At 68.6% G+C, this 10,487-nt stretch carries 9 protein-coding genes; 4 read left to right on the forward strand and 5 right to left on the reverse strand.

Translation table 11 applies throughout. The features are described 5' to 3' along the window. Window positions 1-16: 16 nt before the first annotated feature. Window positions 17-904: an alpha/beta fold hydrolase gene (locus tag ACLJK8_RS15925; protein WP_413151332.1), complete on the reverse strand. Its 888-nt coding sequence runs from the start codon at window positions 902-904 to the stop codon at window positions 17-19. A 149-nt stretch (window positions 905-1,053) separates the two neighbouring features. Between ACLJK8_RS15925 and ACLJK8_RS15930 the strand changes: the two genes are divergently transcribed. Continuing rightward, the gene (locus tag ACLJK8_RS15930; protein WP_413151333.1) at window positions 1,054-2,265 is read left to right on the forward strand and encodes an alpha/beta fold hydrolase; all 1,212 of its coding nucleotides are present in this window, start codon (window positions 1,054-1,056) and stop codon (window positions 2,263-2,265) included. Window positions 2,266-2,471: 206 nt separating this feature from the next. Then, window positions 2,472-2,906, forward strand: a complete 435-nt coding sequence (aroQ, locus tag ACLJK8_RS15935) for a type II 3-dehydroquinate dehydratase (protein ID WP_413151334.1) — start codon at window positions 2,472-2,474, stop codon at window positions 2,904-2,906. A gap of 17 nt (window positions 2,907-2,923) precedes the next feature. Here aroQ and eutC read toward each other — a convergent pair whose 3' ends face one another. From eutC to eat, 3 genes are all read right to left on the reverse strand, one after another. Beyond that, a complete protein-coding gene (eutC, locus tag ACLJK8_RS15940) occupies window positions 2,924-3,748 on the reverse strand; it encodes an ethanolamine ammonia-lyase subunit EutC (RefSeq protein WP_413151335.1) in 825 nt (274 codons plus the stop codon). Beyond that, a complete protein-coding gene (locus tag ACLJK8_RS15945; RefSeq protein ID WP_413151336.1) occupies window positions 3,745-5,139 on the reverse strand; it encodes an ethanolamine ammonia-lyase subunit EutB in 1,395 nt (464 codons plus the stop codon). The genes eutC and ACLJK8_RS15945 overlap by 4 nt, the downstream gene beginning before the upstream one ends. A gap of 184 nt (window positions 5,140-5,323) precedes the next feature. Continuing rightward, window positions 5,324-6,703, reverse strand: coding sequence for an ethanolamine permease (eat, locus tag ACLJK8_RS15950; protein WP_413151337.1), 1,380 nt, complete (start codon window positions 6,701-6,703; stop codon window positions 5,324-5,326). Window positions 6,704-6,925: 222 nt separating this feature from the next. On the opposite strand from eat, the gene ACLJK8_RS15955 reads away from it, so the two are divergent. Next, window positions 6,926-7,945: a helix-turn-helix domain-containing protein gene (locus ACLJK8_RS15955; protein WP_413151338.1), complete on the forward strand. Its 1,020-nt coding sequence runs from the start codon at window positions 6,926-6,928 to the stop codon at window positions 7,943-7,945. Here ACLJK8_RS15955 and ACLJK8_RS15960 read toward each other — a convergent pair. After that, on the reverse strand, window positions 7,914-8,909 hold the full coding sequence (locus ACLJK8_RS15960) for a LysR family transcriptional regulator (RefSeq protein ID WP_413151339.1): 996 nt from the start codon (window positions 8,907-8,909) through the stop codon (window positions 7,914-7,916). The two genes, ACLJK8_RS15955 and ACLJK8_RS15960, sit on opposite strands and share 32 nt — an antisense overlap. 56 nt (window positions 8,910-8,965) lie before the next feature. On the opposite strand from ACLJK8_RS15960, the gene ACLJK8_RS15965 reads away from it, so the two are divergent. Beyond that, window positions 8,966-9,949, forward strand: coding sequence for an aldo/keto reductase (locus ACLJK8_RS15965; protein ID WP_413151340.1), 984 nt, complete (start codon window positions 8,966-8,968; stop codon window positions 9,947-9,949). Window positions 9,950-10,487 lie beyond the last annotated feature (538 nt).

Below are 10,487 nucleotides of genomic sequence, written 5' to 3' on the forward strand. Positions count from 1 at the left end.
CTGCCGACCCGAGGGCTCAATCCACCAGCGACAGGAAATCCTCGATCATCCCGCCGAACACCTCCGGCTGCCGGTAGGGTCCGTCGTGGTTGACGCCCGGCTGGGTGACGATCAGCGCGTTCGGCAGGCAGGAGGCGGTGCGCTCGGCCATCATCGAGAAACGCGTATGCGACTGCTCCCCCTGAACGACGAGCGTCGGCGCCGTCACCGCCGAGAGCGTGGCGCAGTCGAAGAGGTCGCCCGGGTCCATGGCGAGATAGGGCGCGACCGTATGGCCGTTCTGGCGCCAGATCTCCTCCGCCGCCTCGCCGACGGCGGCACCTTCTTCGAGATTGAACACGACCTCGATGAAGCGCAGCGCGGCGTCCTCTCCCCGATCCTCATCGACGGCCTGCATCGCCGGGCCGAAACCTGCGAACATCGTGCGCGTCGCGTTGTCCCAGCCGGGGGTCCCGGCGGCCAGCCAGTAGAGCGTCGGCTCGAAATGCACCGCCGAGCGGAAGAGCTCCGGCCGCGCGAGCATCGCGCGCACCCCGACCTCGCCGCTGTAGGACCAGGTGACGAGATCGACCGGACCCGCGTCGAGACCTTCGACCACGGCGATCAGATCGGCGACATGGGTCGCGACCTGAAAGTCCGACCTGTCCTCGGGCCATTCGCCCGTCCCGAAGTAACGCTGCGTATAGGCGACGAAACGGCGGTCGTCCGAGATCATCGGCTGGTAGGGCTCCCAGACCCGCATGTCGCTGATCGCGCCGTGCACGAAGACCACCGGCGTGCCTTCGCCCGCGCTCACGTAGGGGAGCGAGACGTCGCCCACGGACATTTCATCCGCCGCCAGCGCCGGCGCGGCGAGAGTGACGGCGAGCGCAGAGGCGAGAATGACTTCGGTTTGTCTGGTCATGATGGCCTCATCCATTTGTTTCGTTCGGGCGAATGCCCTATCCTGACGGCCGCTATTGTGAGGGCCTCGCCGCCTGCCGTCCTGAAAGGCATGTGAAGATTTTCTGAAATCTTCCGAGAGCGCGGCGCGGCGGCGGGTGGAGGTGCGCCTTGGACGAGATCGATCTGGGTGTCGCGTCGTTTGACCGGCTGAGCGGCGTGCTGCGCCGGGTCTCCGGCGAGGAAAGCGCGCTCCGGCCGCAATCGGCGCGGTTGCTGGCCGAACTGGCGCGGACGCCGGGCACGGCGCGCTCGAAGGGCGACCTCATGGATGCGATCTGGGGAGATGTCTCCGTCGAGGAGGGCAGCCTGACCCAATGCGTCGCCGATATCCGCCGCGCGCTCGGCGCGGACGGACGGGGCATCCTGCAGACCCTACCGAGGTTCGGCTACCGGCTGAACGCGCCGGGCTCCGCGGAACCCGTGCCCGATCCGGAGCCGTCCGCCGATCCGCCGCCGCTCGACGACGCGCCGATCCGTTTCGCGACCTCGGCCGATGGCGTCCGGCTGGCCTGGACGGCGAACGGGACCGGGCCGCCGATGCTCAAGGCTCCGAGCTGGATCTCCAACATCGAGCTGGAGGCGCGGAGCCTGATCTTCACGCCCTTCTACCGCTGGCTCGGCGAGCGGGTCCGGCTCGTGCGCTTCGACCAGCGTGGGACCAGCCTGTCGGATCGTGTGCGGGGCGAGCTCAGCATCGAGGACATGGTGGAGGACATGCGCGCCGTCGCCGACGCGGCCGGGATCGAGCGGTTCTACCTCTTCGGCCCGTCACAGGGCGTCGCCTTCTCGATCGCCTTCGCGCACCGCTATCCCGACCGGGTGCTCGGCATCATCGGCCGGGGCGGGTTCGGGCGCGGCTGGCTCGTCACGGAGGACGAGGCCGAACGGCCGAAATACGCGGCCAGCAAGGCGCTGATCGAGGCGGGATGGAACGACCCCAACCCGGAGTACCGGCGGTTCTTCACCGCGCGGCTGATCCCCGATTGCGGCCCGGAGATCGCCCGCGAATTCGACGAGATGCAGGGCCGCGCCTGCGACGCGGCGGCGATCCTCGCCAACCTCGATCTGATGGTCGGGATCGACATCGAGGAGATCGCGCGGCAGGTCGCGGCGCCCACGCTGCTCCTGCATTCACGCGGCGACCGATCGGTCGCGGTGGCGGAAGGGCTGCGGCTGGCGGCGAACATGCCGAATGCCGAGATCGTCATTCTCGATGACGACAACCACATCTTCCTTCCAGACACGACCGGCTTCCGCCAGGCGACCGCGGCGATCGAGACCTTCCTGGCCCCCGGCTCGGTCTCGCGGCCAGCGTCCTGAAGCGCCAGACGGGTTCATGGCTCCGTCATGACCCAGCCGCGAAGGAGCCAAGGCCATCGCTGACTGTCCCATGCGAATGGCCCGCGTCACTCCGATGCCTGGGCGACGCACCGGGCCGTTGCGCGAAACGGGTGACGCAAGGAACGCGAGCGGTTAACTGGGAGGATGCCGCGCGTCCTCGCGGCTCTTCGGAACCGGGAACTGCCATGTCGAACCTCGTCTACGTCCTGAACGGCCCCAACCTGAACCTGCTCGGCAAGCGGCAGCCGCATATCTACGGGCACGAGACGCTCGCCGATGTCGAACGGGACTGCGTGGCGCTCGCGAACGAAATCGGGCTCAGCGTCCGCTTCCTGCAGTCGAACTGGGAGGGGCAGGTCGTGGACTGGATCCACGAGGCGCGGGAGGATGCGACCGGGATCGTCATCAACCCCGGCGCCTTCACCCATACCTCGGTCGCGATCCTCGACGCGCTGAACGCCTTCGAGGGCACGGTGATCGAGGTGCATATCTCGAACGTCCACAAGCGCGAGAGTTTCCGGCACCATTCCTACATCTCGCTCCGCGCGGACGGGATCGTGGTGGGCTGCGGCACGCTCGGCTACCAGCTCGGCCTGCGCCGCGTCGCCGCTCTCCAGTAGGCGGACCCCGATCCGCCCTACCCGAGCAGGAAGTTCCCCGCTTTCGGCCGGCCGTCCGCGAGCACTTCGGCCTCGTCCTTCAGCCTGACGCCCGAGAGCCCGCGGCGGCGGGCCTCGGTCATCAGGAACAGGAGCTTGTGCGCCGCGCCCTCGTGGCTCAACCCCGCGGCGCGGACGTTGGAGACGCAGTTGCGCGCCTCGTCGGTCAGCCCCGGCCGCGGGTTCGCGGTCAGGTAGAGGCCGAGGCTGTCGGGGGAGCTCAGCCCCGGCCGCTCGCCGATCAGCATGACGACCATCGCGGCGCCCAGCGCCGCGCCGATCTCGTCGCCGATCGCGACCCGCGCCCCGGTCACGACCGAAAGCGGCCCGATCCGCCAGCCGGCGTCGCTCAAGACAGGCACCATCACCTCGAGGAACGGCGCCGCGTTCTCCTCGATCGCGAGCGCCGAGAGCCCGTCGCCGATCACGAAGACCACCTCCGGCCCCTCCTCCCGCTTCTCGCGGCCCGCCAGCAGATCCCGCGAGGCATCGTCGAGACGGCGCCCCAGATCCGGACGCTGAAGATACATCGCCCGTCCCTCCGCCGCGCTCGCGACCACCAGCGTCTCGAGCCCGAGCGGCGCCAGCCGGTCCACCAGCGCCTCCACCCCGAGAGCGGCATGAACCGCCGTCCGCGCGCGGGCATGGGCGAGCTGGAACTCGAGATGCGGCCGTGTCGGAAGACTGGTGCCCGCCCGGCCCAGCGCGATCCGCGCGGGCGTATAGGCGCGCAGCCCGCTCCAGGGATCGCCGTCGCTCGCGAGGCTCGTCTCGGGGGGCTTGCCGGTTCTCGTCTCGCTCATGCGCCGATCCTCTCGATGGCCCTCGCGAAAGGCGCGGGCAGGCCGGTCCCGAGCAAACGCCGCTCGTCACGGTCGAAGATGCCCGTGTCGCGCAGCCAGTGCTCGAATTCGGGCGCCGGACGGCGGCCCAGCACCTTGCGTGCGTAGAGCGCGTCGTGAAACGAGGTGGTCTGATAGTTCAGCATCACGTCGTCCGACCCCGGTATCCCCATGATGAAGGTGATCCCCGCGACCCCGAGAAGAGTCAGGAGCACATCCATATCATTCTGATCGGCCTCGGCGTGGTTGGTGTAGCAGATGTCGCAGCCCATCGGCAGGCCCATGAGCTTGCCGCAGAAGTGATCTTCTAGCCCGGCGCGGATGATCTGCTTGCCGTCGTAGAGATACTCCGGTCCGATGAAGCCCACGACCGTGTTGACGAGCAGCGGGCGGAACTTCCGCGCCACGGCATAGGCGCGGGCCTCCAGCGTCTGCTGATCGACGCCATGATGCGCGTTCGCCGAGAGCGCGCTGCCCTGCCCGGTCTCGAAATACATCACATTGTCGCCGACCGTGCCGCGCCCGAGGCTGAGCCCCGCCGCGTGGCCCTCGGCGAGCACGGCGAGATCGACGCCGAAGCTCCGGTTCGCCGCCTCGGTCCCGGCGATCGACTGGAAGACGAGATCGACGGGGACGCCGCGGTTGATCAACTCGATCGAGGTCGTCACATGCGTCAGGACGCAGGATTGCGTCGGTATTCCGTAGGTCCGGATCACCTCGTCGAGCATGCGGACCAGCGTCTCGACCGCGGCCGGGCTGTCGGTCGCCGGGTTGATCCCGATCACCGCGTCGCCATTGCCGTACATGAGCCCGTCGAGCAGGCTCGCCGCGATCCCGCCCGGATCGTCGGTCGGATGGTTCGGCTGCAATCGGGTCGACAGCCGGCCGGAAAGGCCGATCGTGTCGCGGAACCGCGTCACCACCTCGCATTTGCTGGCGATCAGGATCAGGTCCTGGTTGCGGCAGATCTTCGACACGGCGGCGACCATCTCGGGTGTCAGCCCCGGCGCCAGCGCGCCGAGCGTCGCCGTGTCGGCGAGATCGGAGAGCAGCCAGTCGCGGAACCCGCCGACGCTGAGATGCGCCACCGGCGCGAAGGCGCGCGCGTCGTGGTCGTCGATGATGAGGCGGGTCACCTCATCCGCCTCGTAGGGAATGAGATGGTCGTCGAGAAAGGTCGCCAGCGGCAGGTCCGCGAGCGCCATCTGCGCCACCGCGCGTTCCTCGTCGTCGGCCGCCGCGACCCCGGCCAGCCGGTCGCCGGAGCGCTCCGGCGTCGCCTTCGCCATGAGTTCGGCGAGCGTCTCGAAGCGGTGGGTCTCGTTTGCGATCGTATGCGCGTAACTCGGCATCTTGACTGCTCCCTGTGGCGGGACCGGCCAGCACGCGGCCGGTCCCTCTGGTGTCAGACGGCTTCCGCCTCGATCTGGTCGTCGAGCGGCGCCACGGCCCGCTGGTGCGCGGTCAGCCGGAAGTAGACATAGCCCGCCAGCAGGAAGAGCACGAAGATCACCGCCACCGTGAAGTTGTAGTAGGTCAGCNGTCGAGCGGCGCCACGGCCCGCTGGTGCGCGGTCAGCCGGAAGTAGACATAGCCCGCCAGCAGGAAGAGCACGAAGATCACCGCCACCGTGAAGTTGTAGTAGGTCAGCGCGATCAGGCAGACGACGGCTCCGACCATCGAGAACGCCGGGAAGTAGGGGTAGAACGGGGCCCGGAACGGCCGCTCCATGTTCGGCTTCAGCTTGCGGAGCCGGAAGAGGCTGAGCATGGAGAGGATGTACATCAGGATCGCGCCGAAGACCGCCATGGTCACGATGTTCGCGGTCAGCGGCTGGCCGCCGATGGTGATGAACTCGTCCGAGAAGATCGCGACGATGCCGACCACGCCACCGGCGATGATCGCCCGGTGCGGCGTCTTGAACCTCGGATGCACGGCGGCGAAATAGGCCGGCAGATAGCCCGCCCGGCCGAGCGCGAAGATCTGGCGCGAGTAGCCGAGGATGATGCCGTGGAACGAGGCCACGAGGCCGAAGAGCCCGAGCCAGACCAGCATATGCAGCCAGCCGGAGCTGTCGCCCACGATGTAGCGCATCGCCTGCGGCAGCGGATCGTTGATATTGGCGAGCTGGCTCCAGTCACCCGCGCCGCCCGCGAAGATCATCACGCCGAGCGCGAGCGTCACGAGCGTCAGGATGCCGGCGACATAGGCGCGCGGGATCGACTTCTTCGGGTCCTTGGCTTCCTCCGCCGCCATGGCCACGCCCTCGATCGCGAGGAAGAACCAGATCGCGAACGGGATCGCCGCGAACATGCCCGAGATCGAGCCGATCGAGAAGGTATCCTCCCCGGCCCAGCCGCCGGCGGTGAAGTTCGCCCAGGAGAAGCCCGGCGCCACGACGCCCATGAAGACCAGAAGCTCGAAGATCGCGATGAGCGTCACCACGAGCTCGAAGGTCGCGGCGATCGAGACCCCGACGATGTTGAGCGTCATGAAGACGATATAGGCGCCGACCGCCGCCGTCTTCGGGTCGATGTTCGGGAACTGGATGTTGAGATAGGCCCCGATCGCGAGCGAAATGGCCGGCGGCGCGAAGACGAATTCGATGAGCGTCGCCATGCCCGCGAAATAGGCGCCGGTCTCGCCGAGCCCGGCGTGCGCGTAGGCGAAGGGTCCGCCCGCGTGCGGGATCGAGGTGGTGAGTTCGGTAAAGCTGAAGATGAAGGTCGTGTACATCGCCGCCACGAACGCCGTGGTGATGATGAAGCCGAGCGTGCCGGCGCTGCCCCAGCCGTAGCTCCAGCCGAAGTACTCGCCCGAGATGACGAGGCCGACCGCGATTCCCCAGAGCTGAACAGTCGTGAGCGTCTTGCTCAGCTCGTTATGCTTTACGGTTCCGATGTGTTCGTTCTGCATGTTTCCTGACCATGTCGGGCCAAGCTTCGTTGGCCGACCCCGCGATTCGCACATTGCATCACCGTTCCGCCGCGCATCGCCGGAACTGGTGCGAGGATCGCAGTGAGCGTGCTTGCCCAATAGCCAGATTTGGCAATTCGGCGCGGAAATGCACGGTATCTGTTGAACGACCGCGAGGCGGTCCCGCAGTATTCCGGGATGGCCAGGCGGAAGGGAGGCGCGATGGCATCGACCTTGCACAGCGGGAAGATCGATCCGGACGGCGACGCTCCGGCGACGGGCGCGCAGGTCCGCGAGGTCCGCACGACCGACATCGACGACCAGTCGGCGCTCCTGCGCGGCTGGGACCAGAGCTACGACCAGCTCTCCTCCGGCGCCTTTTCCGGCCTGTTCACCGAGGCGCGGCTCAACGCGGTCTACCTCTTCCGCGAGATCACGAGCCGGGCGCTGCGCCAGACCGGGGCGCTCGGCCCGGACGCCTTCGCGATCGGCGTTCCGCTGGTCCTCGAAGGCGCCGCGACCTTCTGCGGCGAAGCCTGCGGCGCGGCCCGGCTGCATCTCTTCTCCGGCAGCGATGAGTTCGAGTTCCATTCCCCCTCCGGCCTCGACATCCTGGGCGTGGTGCTTCCCTCCTCCGGGCTCTTCGGAGCGCTGGCCGACGAGGAGCAGGCCTGGCTCGAACCGCTCCTTGCGCGTCCGGGTCTGCTTCGCGCGCGGCCGGCGGAGCTCGCCGAACTCGGGACGCTGATCCGCGAGAGCCTCGAGGTCCTCACCGAGATCGACGAGGGCGGCGGGGGTCGGCACGGTCCGCGTCTCGTCGCCATGGAGCGCGAGCTGCGCGCCGCCCTGCCCCGCGCGGTGCTCGACGCCACGCTGCCCGACCAGCCGGCGCCGGATCTCGCGCCGCTCCGCCGGGCGAGGCTGATGCGCGATGTCCGCGACTACGCCGCCCGCGACGAGGCCGAGGAGGTACCGACCGTCGAGGAGATCTGCCAGGCGCTCGGCGTCAGCCGGCGCACGCTGCAATACTGCTTCCAGGAAGCGGTCGGCGCGAAGCCCGCGACTTATCTGCGCGCGGTCCGCATGAACGGCGCGCGGCGCTCGATCAAGACGGGCGCGACGGTCACCGAGGCGGCGACGGAATGGGGCTTCTGGCATTTCGGGCGGTTCGCGCGCGAGTACCGCCTGCTCTTCGGCGAGCTTCCTTCCGTCACCCAGCGCCGCGTCGCGGGCGAGGGCTGAGCACGCCGGCCGCGCCGCCCGCATGCGGATCGGCACCGCTCAGGACCGCGCCGTTCCGCCGGACCAGCGCGCCGAGGAACTCCGCGACCGCGCGGACGCGACGCGACTGGGCGAGATCGGACTGGATCACGAGCCAGATCGGCTGGTCGATCCCGAGGTCGGAGTCGAGGCAGGTCAGCTCATGGGGACGTGCCAGGAAATGCGGCAGCACGGCGAGGCCGAGACCGCCCCGGCAGGCGGCGAGCTGGGTTGCGAGCGAGGTCGTCGTGATCGCGGGGGCGCGGCCCCTCAGCATTCGCTCTACCCATTGCGCGGCGGGGAGAGCGGCCTGGGCCTCGGACCAGCCGATGAAATCATCCGCGTCGAAGGCGCCCGCATCCCCGGCCGGTCTCCGCGCGGCGACGTAGCCGGGCGCGCCGTAGAGACCGTAGCCCAGCGTCCCCACCCGTCGCAGCGAGACGTTGCCCCGCTCGGGCTTCACCATCCGGAGCGCGATATCCGCGTCGCGCCGGTGGATGTTGACGGTCGCGATGTCGGTCACGATCTCCAGAACGAGCCCGGGATGCTCGGCCCTGAGACGGCAGAGCTCCGGCAGGATCAGCCCGGTCGCGAGATTCTCCGCCGTCGCCAGTCGCACGGTGCCCGATATCGCCACCTCCGGTCGCACCCCGGAGGCGAGTGCGATTGCGGCGGCTTCCATCGCTTCCGCGCGCTCCATCAGGCCCGATCCGTCCTCGGTCAGCCGGTAGCCCGACTGCTGGCGCAGGAAGAGCGGCTGGCCGAGCGCCGCCTCCAGCCGTTCGATCCGGCGCGAGACCGTCGCGAGCCCCAGCCCCATGCGTTCCGCCGCGCCGCTGAGCGTGCCGGCGCGGGAAACGGCCAGAAAAGCCCGGATGTCGTCCCAGACGAGAGTGTCTGTCTTTCCGATTTCGGAAACCCCGTTGCCATTCCAGACGGTATTCATCTGCGAACGGAAATGCCATGTCTCCCCCCGACACGCAATGGACGAGGGAGAGCGGCATGGAACGCCGGACACTGGCCCGCGGTTTCGAGGTTTCGGCGATCGGCCTCGGCTGCATGGGAATGAGCGAGTTCTACGGCCCGCGCGACGATGAGGCCTCGATGCGCGCGCTGCACGAGGCGGCGGATCTGGGCATCGACTTCCTCGATACCGCCGACATGTACGGGCCGTTCCACAACGAGGAACTGCTCGGCGCATATCTCGCGCAGGCCGGGACCCGGCCGAAGATCGCCACCAAGTTCGGCATCGTCCGCGCGCCGGGGGAGTATCGGCGCCGGCTCGACAACAGTCCGGACTATGCGAGAGCGTCCTGCGAAGCGTCGCTCAGGCGGCTCGGAATCGAACGGATCGACCTCTACTACGTCCACCGCGTCGACCGGGGGCGAGACATCGAGGAGACAATGGGCGGCCTTTCGCGGCTGGTCGAGGAAGGCAAGATCGACCGCATCGGCCTCTGCGAGGTCAGCGCCGGGACCTTGCGGCGCGCGCATGCCGTGCATCCGGTGACCGCGGTGCAGACCGAATACTCGCTCTGGTCGCGCGGGGTCGAGGCTGAGGTCCTGCCCGCCTGCCGCGAACTGGGCATCGGCCTCGTCGCGTATTCGCCGCTCGGGCGCGGTTTTCTCACCGGCCGGTTCCAGGACGGGACGGGGTTCGAGACCGGCGACTTCCGCGCCACCCTGCCCCGGTTCCAGACCGAGGCGGTGTCCTCCAACAGGCGCATCGTCGATCTCGTCCGACGGATCGCCGCCCGGAAGACCTGCGCGCCGGCCCAGCTCTCGCTCGCCTGGCTGCTGGCAAAGGGCGCGGACATCGTGCCGATCCCCGGCACCAGGCGCGTCCCCTACCTGCGCCAGAACGCCGCCGCGATAGACGTGAGGCTCGACGCCGCGGATCTGCGAGAACTGGACGAGGGCCTCGTCGCGCTCCCGGTCGTCGGCGCCCGCTACACCGAGGAAGGCATGAAAGGCGTCGGCGCCTGAGTTCCCTCCACCGCCCGGAGAGACGGCCCACCACCATCGCGGAGCCCGCGAGGGTCTGCCCCCTGAGAACTGGATCGTTTGGACCTGACCCGTGAGGTTCGCAGACATGGTTTCACCGGCCCGTTGACGTAACCTTCCCCGAGAGATGACGGACGGGAGAGGGCGGCATGTCGCAGGCAGGGCGCATGATCCGGGTGAAGACCTATCAGCGGACCGGGGACGCGGGGCAAGCTATGGCGAAATGGGCGCCAGTTCACGGGGCCAATTCATCCAGCGACCCAGCCGCCCGATCGAGCGCATCATGCGCGAGATCGGGCGGCGAACCCGGGTGTTCGGTGCTTTTCCCGACAGTCAGTCCTGTCTCAACCTCGCCGCTGCGGGGCTTCGGCCCGCATAAACACGGCGCGGGTCTTGTCCCAATGCTTCTCTAATCGCGTTGGTCAAGCGCTGATGCCACGATTGGAGCGTTGATGCGTGCCGGGCTCCAGGATTCTCTCCGCGGTCGCATCGTGGCGCCGCATGTTTGCGTTCAGGGTCG

Source organism: Amaricoccus sp. W119 (assembly GCF_047275745.1).
Classification (GTDB): domain Bacteria; phylum Pseudomonadota; class Alphaproteobacteria; order Rhodobacterales; family Rhodobacteraceae; genus Amaricoccus.

What these genes read in the sequence shown, in the direction of transcription:
- ACLJK8_RS15925 (WP_413151332.1), bottom strand. Translation starts at nt 904, where the DNA reads ATGACCAGACAAACCGAAGTCATTCTCGCCTCTGCGCTCGCCGTCACT.
- aroQ (WP_413151334.1), top strand. Translation starts at nt 2,472, where the DNA reads ATGTCGAACCTCGTCTACGTCCTGAACGGCCCCAACCTGAACCTGCTC.
- eutC (WP_413151335.1), bottom strand. Translation starts at nt 3,748, where the DNA reads ATGAGCGAGACGAGAACCGGCAAGCCCCCCGAGACGAGCCTCGCGAGC.
- ACLJK8_RS15945 (WP_413151336.1), bottom strand. Translation starts at nt 5,139, where the DNA reads ATGCCGAGTTACGCGCATACGATCGCAAACGAGACCCACCGCTTCGAG.
- ACLJK8_RS15955 (WP_413151338.1), top strand. Translation starts at nt 6,926, where the DNA reads ATGGCATCGACCTTGCACAGCGGGAAGATCGATCCGGACGGCGACGCT.
- ACLJK8_RS15960 (WP_413151339.1), bottom strand. Translation starts at nt 8,909, where the DNA reads ATGAATACCGTCTGGAATGGCAACGGGGTTTCCGAAATCGGAAAGACA.
- ACLJK8_RS15965 (WP_413151340.1), top strand. Translation starts at nt 8,966, where the DNA reads ATGGAACGCCGGACACTGGCCCGCGGTTTCGAGGTTTCGGCGATCGGC.